This window comes from Bradyrhizobium sp. 1(2017) (assembly GCF_011602485.2).
Lineage (GTDB): Bacteria > Pseudomonadota > Alphaproteobacteria > Rhizobiales > Xanthobacteraceae > Bradyrhizobium.
This window is the reverse complement of the sequence record NZ_CP050022.2, coordinates 461,417-478,929: the sequence shown is the minus strand read 5'-3', so window position 1 is coordinate 478,929 and position 17,513 is coordinate 461,417. Positions and strand designations below refer to the sequence as shown.

Here is a 17,513-nt window from a genome sequence, read left to right as displayed (position 1 = left end):
AAAACGGTCACGCATCACGCCGGCCCTTGCCACTCCGCCGCGCCCGTTGTCACCTGCCGCGCCGTCGCGCTTCGGCTCTTCTGAAGCGCCCCAGGGCTACTTGGACGTGGGTTACCAATAGCCGCACGGACTCCGCCGCCTTCCCGGGCTCGACCAGACGCTCGAAGATCGAGCGACCAGTCGTGAAGGCGAGCGCACTTGACGAAGGCGTCCAGCGCAGGTGAGTAGCAGCGTCCCTGCACGGCCAGTAACCGCACCTCTCGCAAGACCAGGTCGCCTTCGAGCGGGATGGCCTTGAGCGTCGGGAGGCGTGGCATGTGTTCCGGCGCGAGTATCACGCCAAAGCCGGCGGCGGCCATCTGTTGCAAGTGTAAATCATGACCGCTGCAATGGCCGAGACGGAATGGTTGATCGGGAAAATACGACCGTTGGATCTTCGGGGTGATGTCGCATCCGACGCGTTCCAGCAAGGTTGTCTCGCGGAGGTCATCGATGCCGATCGAGGTGCGATTTGCGAGCTGGTGTGCCGGCGAGAGAACCGCGACGTAACGCTCCTTGAACAGCGACCAGTCGTCGATGCGGGCGGGCACGTCCTGCACGTCGCCGACCATTGCGGCGTTGATCTCGCCCTCAAGCAAAAGGTCGATGAGCTTCTGCGTCGCATCTTCTCGCAGCTCGACGTGAAGTCCCGGGACGACCTTTATGATCTCCGCGATCGGATCGAGGACGAGCGAGGCCGAGATGGATGGGGCAAGGCCGATCTTCAGCTGCGCGATTTCCTTGCTCTGGAACTCGTGGGCCCTGCGACGCACTGCCTCGGCCGACACCAATGTGCGTTCCAGCATCGGAAGGACTTCCTTTCCGAGATCCGTGAGCTGAGTAAGTTGGCGTTCGCGGTAGATCAATTGGCCGCCAAGCTCTTGCTCGAGCTTCTGCACTCCCTTGGTCAAAGCGGGCTGCGTGACGTTGCATTGTTCGGCCGCCCGGGTGAAGTTGAGCGTCGACGCGACGGCGAGGAAGTAGCGAACCTGATGAAGCTCCATGGGGTGTTATGTTCTCCGTCAAGGTGCGGCTGTCTTTACCGATGAGCCTCGCGTCACCCCGACCGGATCGGGGCGCTCGCGGTCGTTGAGAGCGAGAACACGACCTCGGTGTCTGTTCGACGGCCGAATGTTGATGGTTTGCGAAGCTGCGGTCGATTGCGCGGAGGTATGATGAGGCTCGCTTTTTCGCTGGCCATGCTAAGCCATCGCTTAGGGGCAACGGTGCAAGCCGTGCGCCCTGGAATCCATGGAGCGGTTAGGAGCTCCAAAGAAGGAGATTAGCGACGCAGCAACATGCGGGGGATATGACAGGCGGTGGCGCCGCTCGGATAGAAACTCCGATAGCTCGTCTTCAAGCCCGGGGATTCCGGGACTGCTCTAGTCTTATGTCGAGTCGATCCGCCATCCGGGTGAGTTCCGGAACCGAACGCGCTTTCATCTTCCGCATCAGGTTGGTGCGATGCACTTTTACCGTGGACTCGGCAATGCCGATATCGTTGGCAATCTGCTTGTTCAGGCGGCCTGCCACGACATGGAGCATGACCTCACTCTCGCGAGGGCTGAGTGTGTCGAGACGCCGCCTGAGCGCGACTACGAGCTTTTCCCGCTCGCGTCGAGTGCGATCGCGAGTGAGTCCGGCATCGATGGCGTCGAGCAGGTCCTGATCACGGAATGGCTTCGTAAGGAATTCTATCGCACCGCCCTTCATTGCCTGCACAGTCATCGGCACATCGGCGTACGCTGTGATAAAGATAATCGGCACTTGCCTGTTTGCGGCGACAAGTTCGCTCTGGAGGTCGAGACCGCTTCGTCCCGGCATTCTTACGTCGAGCACCAGGCAAGTAGGACCATCCGGCGGGTCGGCCGTGAGAAAATCGGGAACGGACGAGAATTGTCGAGTATGTAAGCCGACTGTCCGCAACAGCCGCGCGACCGAGTCGCGAAACTCGGCATCATCATCGATAACCAAGACACTGGGGTTTGCCTCGCCCATTCCCGGCATCCTGCGTTTGGGGAAGCGCATTTCAGCCTGTTCCCGCATACCCTACGCGCGGTCTATCGAGATGAACAGAATATTCTACCTGAGCGGACCGCCGGGCGCCTAAACCATCGCTTAGGAACGCCGACATTGCCTTATTGAGGAATGTCCGTGACACTAGGTTGCTTGCAGCGCGAGGCGCTGCTTCGCCGACCGGCGGAGATGCCTGGTAGCGCAATGTTGCACCGTACACTGATATCCATCGTCGACGACGATCAGCCCCATCGTGAGTCAATGCAAAAACTGGTAATGTTGCTGGGCTATACCGTCGAAGCGTTTGCGTCGGCGGCCGAATTCCTGGCATCGCATGCTCTGCCTGAAACCGCCTGTCTGGTCACTGACGTTAACATGCCCGGAATGACCGGAGTCGAGTTGCACAGGCATTTGGTCGATGCAGGATATGCAATCCCAACAATCCTCGTTACCGCCTATCCCGATGCGGCCGTCAGGGATCGGGCTCTGAAGGACGGGGTCGTTTGCTACCTCAGCAAGCCAGTAGACGACGGCATTCTCGAGCAATGTGTGCGTTCGGCTCTACGGCCGGCTACGCCGACTGAAGAGAATTCATGAGCCGTTGTCCGCCGGCAGCGTAAACTGAAATGAAGCGCCGCGAGGTTCGTTAGCTTCTACCCACAACTTCCCTCCATGCGCTTGAATGATGGAACGGCATATCGACAAGCCCATCCCTATCCCACCAGACTTCGTGGTGTAGAAGGCGTCGAAGACCAGATCCAGATGCTCGGGATCAATGCCCCGCCCCGAATCCCGCACGGCTACAACGGTGCCGGTCTGATCGCCCTCGGTACTGACCGATAGCTCTCTCGGCCCTTCCTCGACCAAGCCCATCGCTTCCGCCGCGTTCAGAATCAAGTTCAGCAAAACCTGCTGCAACTGAACGCAGTCCCCCATGACCAGAGGAAGTCCATCGGCGAGTTGGGTGTGGACCGAAATGCTGTTCCTGTGAATGACGCTCTGCGCCAGCACAATCACCTCATTGACGGCCGAATTGAGATCGAAGCGCTCCTTTCGCAGCGGTGCCTTCTTGATGTGATCGCGCATCCGTCCGACGATATCCTTGGCACGGTCGGCGTCCCTCACGACGCAAGAGAGCGCTTCCCTGATCTCATCCAGATTTGGCGGCTTCATCTCCAGAAAGCGTATTCCCGCGCGGGCGTTGTTACGAGCGGTAGCGATCGGATGCAGAATTTCGTGGGAAAGCGAGGCCGCCAATTCCCCCATCATGCTCACGCGATTTGAATGGGCGAAATCCAGCTCGAGCTGACGCAGCTTTTCACGTTCGTCATGCGCCCGTCTTCGTTCCGTCACATCAACGGTCGTGGTGATGACCTCAGCCAGTGCACCTCCGGGCGAGAACACGTGGTAGCTGGTTCCCTCGACCCATTTGGTTGTTCCATCAGGCAGGAGGAGTCTGAACTCAGCAATCATATCTCTCTTTTGGTCCACGGCGCCCTGAACCGTTGTCCACACCTTATCGCGATCATCCGGGTGAATGCGCTCCCACATACTCTGCCGACTTGGAAGGCCCTGCTGCGGATCGAACCCCCAGATCCGGTAGCTCTCATCCGACCAATAGAGGTAGCGCATAGTGGTCGCGTCGTAGATCCAATTGCCGGTGCGACTGAGTCTCTGTGCTTGGCTAAGCGCTTCCTCGATGCGTTTGCGCTCCGTCAAATCGAGCACGAATGCGAGGCCCTCGTCGCCTCCTTCCTTGAACAAGGCAGCGCCGATAAGCACAGGAACGCGGCTGCCGTCCTTCCGGATATACTCTTTCTCGAAAGGCTGAACTGCTCCGGTCGAGTTGAGTGCAGCCAGAGTCAATACGTCGCGCTCGCGCCATTCGGGCGCGGACAACTCCGTCCAGCGTACGCGTCCCGAGACTATATCCTCACGGTCATATCCCAGGATGCGCAGAAACGCATCATTCGCCTCTAGAATTCGACCTTCGCGATCGGCAATGATGATCCCGATGATGTTGGCGTCGACCAGACGTCGAATCTTGCCCTCGCGATCTTCGATTTCGCGATAGAGCCGTGAATTTTCAAGCGAGATCGCCGCCTGCGACGCAAGCACATTCAATACTGTGAGGCGATCAGGTGTGAAGACGTGGGTCGTCAGATTGTTTTCGAGGTAGAGCACACCGGCCAGCCTGCCTTGCTTGAGCAACGGCAGGCAGAGAATGGAACGGACGTGATGCTGCTTGATGTACTCTTCGGCAGAAAACGGATCAGCGGCCGCGGACGCATCGTGGATAAGAACGCTCTCTTTGGTCCGGATCACATAGTGGAGGATGGACTCCGGCAGGTCTGCAGCGGTTACACTTGCTGGTCGCTGACCGACGGTCACCATATTATTGCCGGTCGTGGCTTCCGCCTCAATCCGATACCCATCGCCCACCGGAAGGATCAACAGACCCCGCCCAGCACCCGCGTGCTCAATGGCCGTGCGCATCAGCTTGTCGATCAATCTCTCGAGGATGATCTCGCCCGACACGGCTTGCGAGACATCGATAACCGTGGCGAGGTCTAATTGCTCGACGGACGCTCCGATCGTGCTTGTAGGGCCGACGGTCGGCTTCTCCTCCCTGAGGTGCGGATACAACTCGTCGAGTTGGCGCACCTTGCCAGCGGCCCCCCAGCGGATGTATGCGACCCGCGCGTCCTGCAGATACGCACGCGCAATCTTCCCGAACCCACGTGTGGCGTAAAAGCGTGCAGCGATCTCGTTGGCCAGCGCCTCGTTGTGGACCAGGCCGTGCACGTGTGCCGCGTGGATCGCGCGCTCGTAAAGATGCTCGGCATCAAGCGTTCGGCCTTCGATGCGGGCGACTTCCGCGCCGACAAGGGCGGCGCGGTTCTCGAAGCTGTCGGGGCACGCCGCCGCCCAGACCTCAAGCTGTCGGTGGTGCGCGGCCAATGCCCTGACGTGCTCCTGCCTTTGGCCAGCCGTCGCTGACTCGCAGGATGCCGCTCTGGAGAGCGCACTATAAAAGTGATATTCCGCGCATTCGAAGAAAGACGCCGATGTCGGCTGCAACTGTTGCGCCCTCGATGAGGCCTCGAGGGCACCCGCATAGTCCCCGGCAAAAAATCGCGCCTGAAGCTTGCGGGTCCAATACGAGCCCTCGGCCAATGCCAGATCCGGGTTTCCGCGGAAGCGGGATTCCAGCAGGCTTTCGTCAAACTGCCCATCGTCAAAGCGACCGAAAATCGGCGTCAAGCCGCGGAGTGTCCGAACCAGCCCAAGCTGGCCTGCGATAGAGTCAATCGCAAAGCCGAACCGCATGCTGCGCGCGAACGCGAGACCATGCTCGACCTCGACTTGCACGTTATCGAGCGGATCGCCGGCCGCGATAAGATATGTGTTCAAGTGGGTGTAGTAGTACGCCGCAAAAGTGAGGTCACCGATCTGGTTTGCGGTCTCAAACGCGCGCCGCAGCAGATCACGACCTTCCTGGACATGTATCGTCCAGAACATGAGTAAATAGCCATAGTTCAAATAGGTCCTGGCCTGGAAGCGTTTTAGCCCGCGCCGTTCGACCAGCTCATAGCCGAGACGGCCGAATTCAATTCCCGCCTCGTAGTCACCGAACTCCGGTCCAGCAATCCTGCCAAGCACCGTAAAGGCATAGCACGAGCCGTCACAATTTCCGCCCTCGAGGCTGAGATTGACTGCTCGACAGATGACCATCGAACGCACGTTCGCATCCGTGTAGTGCGCGGGCGGCCCGAGCTTCGTCAGAACATCGAGGGTCGCGAGCGATGCGGGATTACTCATCAAAGGCAGATCAATGAGGCTTTCTATCGCGCGGGAGCCGAGTTGGGACCAGATCCGTTCATACTCGTGTCGAGCCTCGTCTTGCGTCGGGTGCGGCGACCAGTCGATGCCCAGATGGCGGAGATAGTCGAGACCGACTGCGATCGCGCGGCTGCCCCGATCCAGGGTCGTGTAAAGGTCCACCTGCAGGCACGTGACGCGGGCTCGTTCGATCGTCGTTGCGGCACGGGCCGACAGCTCTGCCAGGCGCTGCTCGGCTTCTGCCAATGCGCCGGTGAGGAATTCACATTCGGCCCGATGCAACTGTAGTTCGAAGATTAAGTCGTGCCGGCGCTCCCAGGGGTCCCCCGGCAGCAGGGCCGCGCCGCAGACCAGATAGTTCAGCGCCGAGGCATACGCTGTCGAAGTCTTGGCCCGTCTACCTGCAATGAGATTTAACTCGGCGACCCGCTCAAGCTCTTCAACTGAGCTGATGAGATGCGAACCGCGGTTGAGCTGATTGGCAATTTCGAAGATCGTCTCTTCCAGCTTTTCTGGCGTGCTTTGGGCCGCGAGCAGCATTCCTATTCGTAAATGGGCTTCGGCACGCAGATCCTCGGGGATCAAGGAGTAGGCCGCCTCCTGGACGCGGTCGTGGAGAAATTTGTAAGAAACTTGCGACCGAAAGATCAGCCCTGCTCGCACCGCCTCCCAAAGCTGGCCATGCATCTCCTCCTCGGAGTTCCGGTACAGGACCTGTAACGTGCTGAAGTCCACGTCGTTGCCCAGGCAGGCGAGCCTCCGCAATGTGCTTCTCGTTTCGGCGGACAGACGGTTCAGCTTCCCGACCATAAGGACCACGACGTTGTCGGTATAACCTTTGGAGCGTATGCGACTCAGGTCCCAGGTCCACTGCACCTCGTCGTAATCGAAAATAAGCAATGCTTCATCGGCGAGCGCGGAAGCGAACTGAATAGCGAAAAATGGATTGCCGGCCGTCTTCTCGTGGATCAGCTGCGCCAGCGGCATAATTCTCTCTGGCTCGCTGTTAATTGAGCCCGCAATTATTTGCGCCAGCTCTTCGCAGTTCAAAGGGATCAGCACGATATCATGCAATATCGCTCCAGCCTTGCGCATCGTGTCAATCTTGCGCATCAGCGGGTGAATGGGATCGACCTCGTTGTCGCGGTAAGCGCCGATTAACAGCAGGTTTCGCTCATCCGACCGGATCGACAAATACTCAAGAAAATCGAGCGTTGCCGCATCGATCCATTGGAGATCATCGAGGAACAGGACGAGCGGATGTTCGGGACGCGCAAACACCCCGACAAATCGCCAGAGCACCAGTTGAAAGCGGCCCTGCGCATCCAGCGGCGGCAACTCCGGCACCGGTGGCTGTTCGCCGATGATGTGCTTCAATTCCGGAACAAGATCAACAATGAGCCGAGCGTTCGGCTCGAGCGCCGCGAGCAACGCCTCCCGCCATTGCCGCAGCTCCACTTCGGTCTTGCTCAAGAGAGGGCGGATCAGGCTCTGAAAGGCTTGAGCAAGGGTAGCGTACGGAATGTCCCGTTTGTACTGATCGAACTTGCCCGACGCAAAAAGACCGCGGGGCAGAACAAGTCGTTTATGAAATTCATGGACAACCGCGGACTTTCCGATGCCGGAGTATCCCGAAACGAGCACCAGCTCCGGCCTGCCTCCGGCAGCAATGCGGTCGAATGAGGCACGCAGGGTCTCGATCTCGGCTGTTCGACCATACAGTTTCTCGGGGATCAGAAGTCGGTCGGGAGTGTCATGTTCCCCGGGCGGAAATTCGTGGATATCGCCCCGGGTCTCCCATTCAGCAAGGCAACGCCGTAGATCGCTCTCGGCGCCTGCTGCCGTCTGGTAACGCTCCTCAGCGGTCTTGGTGAGAAGCTTCAGGACAATCGCGGACACCGAGGTCGGGAGGCTTCTCAATCGTTCGCTCGGCGATGCCGGTCGTCTCGCGATATGGCAGTGCACCAACTCCATCGGATCTGTCGCCGTGAAAGGCAGCACGCCCGTAAGCATCCGATACAGCGTGACGCCGAAGGAATAGAGATCGCTGCGGGCGTCGATCGAGCGGTTCATCCGCCCGGTTTGTTCTGGCGCCATGTAGGCGAGTGTACCGCCGATGGTCTCGGGCGGCTCCGGCGCCTGCCGCTCGCGCGAGAGGCGCGATGCGATTCCAAAGCCGGTGAGCCGCACGTGTCCATCTGCGCAGTCCACCATGATATTAGCTGGCTTGATGTCTTTGTGAATGAGCCCGCGCTCATGAAGCTTGCCTAAGGCCGAGGCAGAAGCGATAGCCAGGCGCAGGAAGCGTCCTATCTCCATCGGACCATCGAGCAAACGGTCAAGCGGCTCGCCGCCCGGATCCTCGAGCACCAGCACGATCTGACCCGCTTCGCGCATGAGAGCGAGCGGACGCACCGCCCAAGCCCCGTCGAGCTCATCTTTCAGATCGTATTCGTGCGTAAGAGAATCGGGTTTTGACCGGGACGGGCGGCCCGCCGCAGATGTGACAAGCAATACCGCGAGCCGGTTGCCATTCTCGTCCAACCGCCAGCCGCGGCTGAACACGCGATCGCCATCCTCCCATAACGCCTGGGAGCGACCCTCCGGGTACGTGACGTTCAGCGACTGCTGCACCATCTGTCAGACTCAGGCGTCGGGCGTCGGCTTGAAATCGGCTGGCCAAGCCCGTCATGCGTCGCGCGAGCGGCCTCTCGCCAAGCCCGTGAAATCGTACTCGATTGTCTGGGAAATGCCAGCCGTTCTCCAGCCAAGCAAGACACGGCTCTGCGGATCCTCCCCGCCACGACAGTGAGCCGAATTGCCGTGAAATTCACTCTGAAACCATGATCGCGGAGATCGCGCGATTGAGGATTGAAGCCATTCCGCAATGGGCCGGGAGCTCAGCTCGATCGAACTCCTCTGGGAACGCGATCCGCTCTCTCACCACGCCCCCCCCGCGGCCCAGCGGTTCCAATAACGGTCGGCTATCAACTCCATGGCGAGTGGTGACTTTTCTTTCAACTGATCCGAACTCAATCTGCAACCGGTCGCCCTCCGCCCTCGACACCAGCAGAAGTCCGCATTCCGTTTGAACGATCGCCGGCCGAGACGTCCGAGGTGCGCCGATCGTCTCACGGCGCATCGGCGGGGGTGACCCACAACAACATGAGCTGGTTGCACATCGCTTTCGATCAACCATCCGACAACCGCACGAGGGCGTCATGACGCTTCAGAACTCACGGCGAGGCAAGGAACATTTGAGGACTGCCCGGGCCTTGCTTTGCTCCATTAAAGCCATGACGGACCGAGTGATTGCGGCCCAACTCAAAGCACTCGCCGACGATCACGAGCGGCGAGCCAAGGCTTTGCTTGATGGCGCAAGCGATCATTCTCGTGCAAATTCGAGTATCTGGCGCGGCGCGCTCCGTCCCGGATCGCGATCAGCAACGCGCCGCTGACGTACGGCTTTGCCGCAGAGGCTGCGATCCCCGCCAACACCCGTAACCGGCAATCGACTCCCCGATTCACCGCCACCGCGGCGCGAGCCGCCTGCACATCATGATTCTTGCCCCTGCTTCACAGGACGGGCACGGGAGTATCCTCGCTTCACCACGCATCGCAATTGAATTCGATTCACTTCGCCGCAGCCGCAGCCGTAGCCATGTCAGATTGAACCGGTTTGCCTTCGTTCTTGCCCTCCGCGAGGTTGCGCACGACCACATAGAAGAGCGGGGTGAAAATCAAGCCGAACAGAGTGACGCCCAGCATGCCGAAGAACACAGCAACGCCGACGGCCTGGCGCATCTCCGAGCCCGAGCCGGTCGACACCACCAGCGGAAGCACTCCAAGGATGAAGGCGAACGAAGTCATCAGGATCGGCCGCAGGCGCAATCGACAGGCCTCGATAACGGCGTCCAGCCGCGACCTGCCCTCAAGCTCGATGTCACGCGCGAACTCGACGATCAGGATCGCGTTCTTGGCAGCCAAGCCCACCAGCACGACGAAGCCGATCTGGGTCAGGATGTTGACATCCTGGCCCATGATCCGCACGCCGATGGTAGCCGCGAACAGGCACATCGGAACGATCAGGATCACCGCGAAGGGGAGCGTCCAGCTGCCATATTGCGCGGCCAGCACCAGATAGACGAACAGCACGCAGATCGGAAACACGTAGAGACCGGCGTTGCCCCCGGTGACCTGCTGATAGGACAAATCGGTCCATTCGAACGAGAAGCCGCTTGGCAGTGTCTGGGCTGCGAGCTCCTTGATTGTGCTGAGCGCTGTCGCCGAGCTCACGCCGGGCGCCGGTTCACCTTGCACCTCGGAGGCCGAGTAGAGATTGTATCGCGCAACACGATCGGGTCCCGAGATGTCCTTAAAGTCGACGACGCTTCCGAGCATCACCATGTCGCCGGCTGCATTCCGGGTGCGCAGACGCGCGAGGTCGGAAGTCTCCTTGCGGAACGGAAGATCGGCCTGCGCCGTGACGTGATAGGTGCGGCCGAACAGGTTGAAGTCGTTGACGTAGGTCGAGCCGAAGTAGGTCTCGATCGTGTCGGTGATGTTGGCGATGGGAACGCCGAGCTTCTGCGCCTTGATCCGATCGATATCGACGAACAACTGCGGCGTATTCGCCGTGAAGGGCGAGAACACGGAGGTGAGATTCGGCGACTTTCGCGCAGCGCCGACGAGCTCATCGGTCGCGGCCGCGAGCAGCTCGGGACCACGCCCTTGTCGATCCTGGATGCGGATAGCAAAGCCGCCGCCGGTGCCAATGCCAGGCACCGCAGGTGGTGGGATGACGATGATGAAGGCGCCCTGAACCGCCGACAGCCGCTTGCGCAGGTCGGCCGTGATTGCGTCCGCGGACAATCCCTTCTTCTGCCGCGCCTCCGGCTCGTCGAACACCGGGAATAGTGCCGCGGCGTTGCCGGCCTGCGTGCGCGTCGCGCCGGAGAAGCCGCTGAACGCACCGACACGGATGATCCCCGGCGTATCCAGCGCAATCCGCTCGATTTCGCGCACCACGGCAGCGGTCCGCACCAGCGACGCGGCGCCTGGCAATTGCACCGAGACGATGAGATAGCCGCGATCCTGTGCGGGAATGAAACCCTGCGGCGTCGTCACGATCAGCCAGCCCGCACTACCGATCAGCGCGACGTAGATCAGGATCATCGTTACAGAGTGCCGTATCACGAAGTCGGCCACGCCAGCATAGCTGTTGGCCAGCCGGTCGAACACGCGATTGAACAAGCCCGTAAAGACTTCCCAGCCGCGCCCCACAAGATTCCAGCGCGCCGGCGGCCGTCGTCCCTCATGCGGTACCAGGATCTGCGAGGCCAGCGCCGGCGACAACGTCAGCGAGCAGAAACAGGAGATCGCGGTCGCAACCGCGATGGTGACGGCGAACTGCTGGAAAAACTGTCCGGAGATGCCACCCAAGAAGGCGGTCGGAACGAACACTGCACAGAGTACGAGTGCGATCGAGACCAAAGCGCCGCCCACTTCCTCCATGGTCCTGATCGCGGCATCGCGCCGGCTCAGACCGTGATGGAGATGTCTCTCGACATTCTCGACAACCACGATGGCGTCGTCGACCACGATGCCCACCGCGAGCACAAGACCAAACAGCGTCAGATTGTTGATGGAAAACCCGAGCACAGCCATCACAGCGAAGGTGCCGACCAACGACACCGGGATCGCGATAATGGGGATGATCGCGGGCCGCCATCCCTGCAAGAACACCAGCACCACGATGACCACGAGCAGCATCGCCTCGTAGACCGTCTTGATCAGTTCATGGACGGACTGTGCGATGAATTCGGTGGGATTGTAGCCGATATTGTAGTCGAGCCCCTTCGGAAAACTTTCCTTCAATTGCGCCATGGTGCTGGAGATCGCCCTCGCCGTGGCGAGCGCATTGGACCCGGGCCGTTGTGTCACCACCATTGCGACGGCCGACTTGCGCAATATGCGGCTGCTGGTGGCGTAGGACAGTGCGCCGAGCTCGACGCGGGCGACGTCGCGCAGCCGCATGGTACGGCCGTCGGAACCCGCCTTCACCACGATGTCCTCAAATTGACCGATGTCCTTGAGACGCCCGGTGAAGGTAAGATTCGGCTGGAGCGCGCGATCGGCGATCGGCGGCTCCGCGAGCTGTCCACCGGTGATCTGCAGGTTCTGGGCGCGGATCGCCGCAAGCACCTCGTTCGAGGTCAGACCGACATTGGCGATTCGATCGGGATCGAGCCACAATCGCATCGAGTAGTCGCGTGCGCCGAACATCTGGATGTCACCAACGCCGTCGAGCCGCAACAGCTGATCGCGCACCTGCAACAGCGTATAGTTGGAGATATAGAGCTGATCGAACGAGTCGTCGGGCGACAGCACGAATACGGCCATCAAGATGTCGGGCGAGTTCTTGCGGGTTACGACGCCGTTGCGCTGGACCTCCTCGGGTAGCCGCGGCTGCGCAATCGCGACGCGGTTCTGAACCAGCACCTGGGCCTTGTCGAGATCGGTGCCAAGCTTGAATGTGACGGTGATGGTGAGCTGGCCGTTCGAGGTCGCCTGGCTGTAGAGATACAGCATGTCCTCAACGCCATTGATCTCCTGCTCGATCGGGGCCGCCACCGTGTCGGACACGGTCTGCGCTGACGCGCCGGGATATTGCGTGGTGACGGTAACGGTCGGCGGCACCGCTTGCGGATATTCCGAGACGGGCAGCGTCTGGTAGGCGATCGCGCCGACAATCACGAGCACGATCGACAGCACCATCGCCAAAATGGGCTGGTTGATGGAAAGCCTTCCGAGATTCATGGTTTGGCACCCGCTGGCGCCTGCGTCATTTTCGGTGTCACCTTGGCGCCGATGCGAGCACGCTGCAGCCCATCGACGATGACGTGATCTTCCGCCTTGAGGCCTTCGCGAATCACGCGCAGCCCTTCATCGAGCGGCCCGAGCACGACCGGTCTTGCCTCCACAACGTTGTCTTCCTTGACCACGAAGACGATCTTGCGTGACTGATCGGTGGCGATTGCCGTATCCGGGATCAGCAGCGCCTCGTAGGGCAACGAGCCAATGAGCCTGACGCGGCCAAATTGCCCCGGCAAGACCGAGAGATCCTTGTTCGGGACGATCGCACGGCTGCGCAATGTCGCGGTCGAGACGTCCAGTCGATTGTCGAGGAAGTCCATTCTTCCCTCATGTGAGGGCTTCATCTCGCCGGTCAGCGTCACTTGCACGGGGTTTGCTGTGTCGCGCGAACTTGGCCTCCTGCCTTCGAACCACAGCTTGCTGTTGCGCAGATAGGTCGCCTCGTCCACGTCGAAGTAAATGTAGATCGGATCGAGCGACACGATCGACGTGAGCAGCGTCGCACCGCTGTCGGCCCCCTGCACGAGGTTACCCGGCGTCACCAGATGACGGCTGACGCGGCCAGTGATCGGCGCCAGCACGTGAGTGAATTCTACGTTAAGCTGCGCCGCCTTCAGCGCACCCTCGGCCTGCGTCTCGGCCGCATGAGCGGCCTGCAAGGCCTGACGACGCTGATCGACGACCTGTACCGAGACTGCGCTGGTCTGGACCAGGTTCAGCCCACGGTCGAGTTCACGTCTGGCGAGCTCTGCCTTGGCCCGTGCGTCGTCGAGTTGGCCTTGGGCCTGCGATACGATCGCCTCGAACGGACGCGGATCGATGATGTAGAGCAGGTCACCGGCACGAACGATCGCACCGTCCTTGAATTCGACGCTATTGACGAACCCGCCGACACGGGCGCGGACTTGAACCTCCTCGATCGCGTCGAAACGGCCCGTGAACTCGTCCCAGTCGGTAACCGTACGCTTGACGGGTTGCGCGACTGTCACCGACGGCGGCAGAGGCGCGGCCGCTTGCGACTGCGCCTTCTCGCCGCAGCCAGCGAGCGCCAGCGCGAACAGCAGGGCGACCGATGCGCCGCCACATTGCGGATAGCGACAAAGCGAGCCGCGATCGAACCGAAGCGCCTGGGCCGGATACTCCGCTCTGTCTTCAATGCTCACGTCTATCTCTCCGGAGATCTTGAAATGCTGCTCTCAAACTGAACGGCTCGCAGAGCAACTCTTGGTCAGTCCCGATATGTCGCAGCGATCGCCTCGTCGTCCCGATGTCGATCTCGGGCTTCGAGTGACGCCGGCGCCGTCTCGACGATCGCAGTACTGCAGCACTTACCAACGACGACCCTTTGCAGATTGACCTTTGAATGCCGAGCAACGGAAATCACGTCTCGCCATGGAGTCGATAGACATTCGTTATTGGCTGCTCACGGCGCTGACGGCGATTCCGGTGCTCACCGGGCCGTTTCGATACGCGGCTTGCAGAGCATTCCCGCCGGTAATCGATACGATAGCTTTACCCGAATGATCGCGGCGTCCATTTTCCGCCAGCCGTAACGCGCGATGCGACATTTCGCAAGAGTTCCCATGCCACCGTCGATGGCGGCGACAAACTCCACGATCAGGGCTGAAGGGCGGGCACTAGGCGGCGTCGCTTCACATGACCTGCTCATCACAACGGAAACAGGAACACTCTATGACGCAACGAGGCAACGCATCCAAGCGCCGGGAAGTTTTCGTCGCGAGCGATCCGACGACTCACGGTGCAATGGTTGGTCGTGTCGACGCATCTCAATTTCCCATTGGCGGCCCGGATGGAAACGGCCACGTATCCCCCGGCCCAAACCCCTACGACCTTCTCGGCGCATCTCTCGCTGCATGCACTGCCATGACCGTCCGCTATCACGCCAATCAGCGAAAACTTCCGTTGGATCGGGTAGAAGTGGGCGTCAGTTTCCGCCACGGGGCCCAGGGCAAACGGGATTCTTTTGAACGCACTCTCGCACTGGAGGGTGAACTTGACGTGCAGCAACGCGCATTCTTGCTTGAGGCAGCGAACCTCTGCCCCGTTGGCGAAATTCTCGGCATTGGCGCGGATATTCACACACGCACGGACACCACTGGTTTCGAGCGCGACGCGAGCACCCAGGCCCGCTATGAGGATGATCTGGCTCAACTCCCGATCCCGAATATCACACCGGATTGAGCGTCTTCCGTGCCGCCTATCGGCGCCCCGCGCTTGCCCCGCTCCATTTTTCGCACGCCGGCGTGATGGCATCGATTCCATAGCCACAGGTGATTGGACCGTCGAGCTGCGCGATTTTATTTTTGCGCCAAAGGAATTGGGAAGTTAACGACCTGCCTCGCAGAAGGAGGTGGACGATGAAGGCAATCGTCCTAGTGGACCAGGCCGCGGGAACGGCTGGTATGACTCTCGTGGAGCGGCCGGAGCCGCAGCCAGCGATAAACGATGTGGTCGTTCAAGTTCATGCGTCCGGATTTGTCGGGACAGAGCTGGCGTGGCCTTCGACCTGGACCGATCGCCTCGATCGCGACCGAACGCCGTCGATCCCCGGGCACGAGCTGGCTGGGGTCGTTACCGCTCTCGGCTATGGCACCACAGGGCTGTCGGTGGGACAGCGGGTGTTTGGCCTCACGGACTGGCATCGTGACGGCACCTTGGCGGAGTATGTCGCTGTCGAGGCGCGCAACCTTGCGCCGCTACCGGGAGACGTCGACTTCACAGTGGGCGCCAGTCTGCCGATCTCGGGCCTGACCGCGTGGCAGGGACTGTTCGTGCACGGCCACCTTCAAGCAGGGCAGAGCGTGCTTGCGCACGGCGCGGCCGGCGCAGTCGGGTCGATGGTGACCCAGCTCGCACGTGAGGCCGGGGCCCACGTCATCGGCACCGGAAGGGCCGCTGATCGTCGCAAAGCGCTCGACTTCGGCGCGAATGAGTTCGTCGACCTCGACAACGACTCGCTGGAAGACGTCGGGGGCGTCGACCTGGTATTCGATGTCATCGGCGGCGACATCGGGCGGCGGTCAGCGCGTCTGATTAGACCTCGAGGAGCACTGGTGTCCATCGTCGGGCCGTCCGAGGCGCGACCCGCCAACGGCTTGGCGATTGACTTCGTTGTTGAGTCCGATCGCGCCCAGCTGGGTGAGATCGTCCAGCGGGTGCGGGACGGACGACTGCAGACGAACATCGGTACCATCTCGACCCTCGACGACGCAGTGGCCGCTTTCAATCCGACTCTGCGCGTTAGCGGGAAGACGATCGTTCGCCTTCGCCCACTCGCATATCTCAATCCGCCCGTTCACACGTAGGAATCGCCATGATTAGCGAAATTGCCCTGACTAATGCCGTCATCGAATGCATCCTGAGCCGTAGCGCTGCGAAGTACTACGACCCCGCCGCCACTATGAGCGACGACCTCATCCGCGAGCTGGTGAGAATCGGCACGACCGCGCCAACCTCGTTCCACCTGCAGAACTGGCGCTTCATCGCCGTGCGCTCGCCGGAAGCAAAGGCCCGGCTACGTCCGATCGCCTGGAATCAGCCTGCGATCACTGAAGCGGCAGTGACTTTCATCGTCTGCGGCCAATTGGCCGATTCCAGCGTCCTACCAGCGCGCCTGGCACCGCTCGTGGAAGCGGGCATCATGCCGGAAAAGATGGTGCCGGAATGGGAACTCCCGGCACGCGATCTGTATATGGAATACCCGCAGCGCCAGCGCGACGAGGCCGTTCGCACCGGCACCTTCGGCGCGGCGGCGATGATCTATGCGGCTCGCTCGCTCGGCCTCGGCTCGACCCCAATGATCGGCTTCGACGCTGAAGCGGTGCACCGCGAGTTTGGATTGGCCGGCGACGAAGTCCCGGTCATGTTGCTGTCCGTGGGAGCCATGCGTCCGGGAAACTGGCCGCAGAAGCCGCGCCGTCCGGTGGCAGATGTGTTGGACCTCGTTTGACTATTTGTGACCCCAGCGACTTACGAAAGCTCATGATGCCAAGAATTGCAGCGCTAATGCCGGAACAAGTGCCGGCCGATTCGAAACCGACCCTGGATATGTTCGCCAAGAACATCGGGTTCACTCCAAATATGATGGCGACCTTTGCGGCAAGCCCGATCGCTTTCAACTCATGGGCCGCCCTGCTCGGCTCCTTGAGCAAGACGCTAGATGTGAAGACACGCGACAGCATTGGCCTTGCGGTCTCCGAGGTGAATAGTTGCGACTACTGCCTGACGGTCCACAGCTTTACCGCCCATCATATGGCCAAGCTGCCCGCTAATGAGATCACTCTCGCTCGCAAAGGCCATGCCAGCGACCCGAAGCGGGATGCCGCCGTCCAGTTTGCGCGCAAAGTCATCGAGACCCGGGGCAAGGTTAGTGACGTCGATCTGAAAGCTGTCCGCGATGCCGGTTACACGGACGCAAACGTCATCGAGATCGTCGCGCTGGTGGCCATGTACTCTCTGACGAACTTCTTCAACAATGTGGCTGATCCCGCGAAGGACTTTCCTGCCGTTACGCCGGCTGGTTCGGTCTGAACTCTATCCGGCCATATCGGCGATCTCCGAGGAATCTCCACGATACGAAGACGACCCAAGGCGCGGGCGCACCGGGAAAGATTCCTCCGAATGCGTTCGGTCGGCAAGCCGCGACTGGTGATTATTGCGTCTCGGAAAACGCGCCGATACCGTCCGTGAACAGGTAGCAAAAGCGCCTCGCCTGGCGG

10 protein-coding genes are annotated in these 17,513 nt (G+C 60.7%); 5 read left to right on the top strand and 5 right to left on the bottom strand.

Annotated features, from left to right (window positions below; genetic code table 11):
- Positions 1-14: 14 nt before the first annotated feature.
- Together HAP40_RS02260 and HAP40_RS02255 are read right to left on the bottom strand one after the other, a co-directional pair.
- Complete coding sequence (locus HAP40_RS02260) at positions 15-1,043, bottom strand: LysR family transcriptional regulator (protein WP_166811167.1); 1,029 nt, start codon at positions 1,041-1,043, stop codon at positions 15-17.
- Between the two features lie 352 nt (positions 1,044-1,395).
- Positions 1,396-2,037: a response regulator transcription factor gene (locus HAP40_RS02255; RefSeq protein ID WP_166811169.1), complete on the bottom strand. Its 642-nt coding sequence runs from the start codon at positions 2,035-2,037 to the stop codon at positions 1,396-1,398.
- Between the two features lie 222 nt (positions 2,038-2,259).
- On the opposite strand from HAP40_RS02255, the gene HAP40_RS02250 reads away from it, so the two are divergent.
- Complete coding sequence (locus tag HAP40_RS02250; protein ID WP_166811171.1) at positions 2,260-2,652, top strand: response regulator transcription factor; 393 nt, start codon at positions 2,260-2,262, stop codon at positions 2,650-2,652.
- Here the strand turns inward: HAP40_RS02250 and HAP40_RS02245 are convergent.
- The 3 genes from HAP40_RS02245 to HAP40_RS02235 all read right to left on the bottom strand — a co-directional run bounded on the left by HAP40_RS02245 (position 2,647) and on the right by HAP40_RS02235 (position 13,838).
- Entirely contained in the window at positions 2,647-8,535 is a 5,889-nt protein-coding gene (locus tag HAP40_RS02245; protein WP_166811173.1) for an AAA family ATPase, read from the bottom strand. The two genes, HAP40_RS02250 and HAP40_RS02245, sit on opposite strands and share 6 nt — an antisense overlap.
- A gap of 996 nt (positions 8,536-9,531) precedes the next feature.
- A complete protein-coding gene (locus HAP40_RS02240; protein ID WP_166811175.1) occupies positions 9,532-12,717 on the bottom strand; it encodes an efflux RND transporter permease subunit in 3,186 nt (1,061 codons plus the stop codon).
- Positions 12,714-13,838, bottom strand: coding sequence for an efflux RND transporter periplasmic adaptor subunit (locus tag HAP40_RS02235; protein ID WP_166819183.1), 1,125 nt, complete (start codon positions 13,836-13,838; stop codon positions 12,714-12,716). The genes HAP40_RS02240 and HAP40_RS02235 overlap by 4 nt, the downstream gene beginning before the upstream one ends.
- 628 nt (positions 13,839-14,466) lie before the next feature.
- Between HAP40_RS02235 and HAP40_RS02230 the strand changes: the two genes are divergently transcribed.
- From HAP40_RS02230 to HAP40_RS02215, 4 genes are all read left to right on the top strand, one after another.
- A complete protein-coding gene (locus tag HAP40_RS02230; RefSeq protein WP_166811177.1) occupies positions 14,467-14,976 on the top strand; it encodes an OsmC family protein in 510 nt (169 codons plus the stop codon).
- Between the two features lie 176 nt (positions 14,977-15,152).
- Positions 15,153-16,100 (top strand): NADP-dependent oxidoreductase, encoded by a 948-nt coding sequence (locus HAP40_RS02225; RefSeq protein WP_166811179.1) that lies wholly within the window; start codon positions 15,153-15,155, stop codon positions 16,098-16,100.
- Between the two features lie 8 nt (positions 16,101-16,108).
- Positions 16,109-16,744, top strand: coding sequence for a nitroreductase family protein (locus HAP40_RS02220; RefSeq protein ID WP_166811181.1), 636 nt, complete (start codon positions 16,109-16,111; stop codon positions 16,742-16,744).
- A 35-nt stretch (positions 16,745-16,779) separates the two neighbouring features.
- Positions 16,780-17,325 carry a carboxymuconolactone decarboxylase family protein gene (locus HAP40_RS02215; protein ID WP_166819184.1) on the top strand — a complete coding sequence of 182 codons (546 nt, stop codon included), beginning with the start codon at positions 16,780-16,782 and terminating at the stop codon, positions 17,323-17,325.
- Positions 17,326-17,513 lie beyond the last annotated feature (188 nt).

Excerpts from the sequence above, each read along its gene's own strand:
- HAP40_RS02260 (WP_166811167.1), bottom strand. The coding sequence starts at position 1,043 with ATGGAGCTTCATCAGGTTCGCTACTTCCTCGCCGTCGCGTCGACGCTC.
- HAP40_RS02255 (WP_166811169.1), bottom strand. The coding sequence starts at position 2,037 with ATGGGCGAGGCAAACCCCAGTGTCTTGGTTATCGATGATGATGCCGAG.
- HAP40_RS02250 (WP_166811171.1), top strand. The coding sequence starts at position 2,260 with ATGTTGCACCGTACACTGATATCCATCGTCGACGACGATCAGCCCCAT.
- HAP40_RS02245 (WP_166811173.1), bottom strand. The coding sequence starts at position 8,535 with ATGGTGCAGCAGTCGCTGAACGTCACGTACCCGGAGGGTCGCTCCCAG.
- HAP40_RS02240 (WP_166811175.1), bottom strand. The coding sequence starts at position 12,717 with ATGAATCTCGGAAGGCTTTCCATCAACCAGCCCATTTTGGCGATGGTG.
- HAP40_RS02230 (WP_166811177.1), top strand. The coding sequence starts at position 14,467 with ATGACGCAACGAGGCAACGCATCCAAGCGCCGGGAAGTTTTCGTCGCG.
- HAP40_RS02225 (WP_166811179.1), top strand. The coding sequence starts at position 15,153 with ATGAAGGCAATCGTCCTAGTGGACCAGGCCGCGGGAACGGCTGGTATG.
- HAP40_RS02220 (WP_166811181.1), top strand. The coding sequence starts at position 16,109 with ATGATTAGCGAAATTGCCCTGACTAATGCCGTCATCGAATGCATCCTG.
- HAP40_RS02215 (WP_166819184.1), top strand. The coding sequence starts at position 16,780 with ATGCCAAGAATTGCAGCGCTAATGCCGGAACAAGTGCCGGCCGATTCG.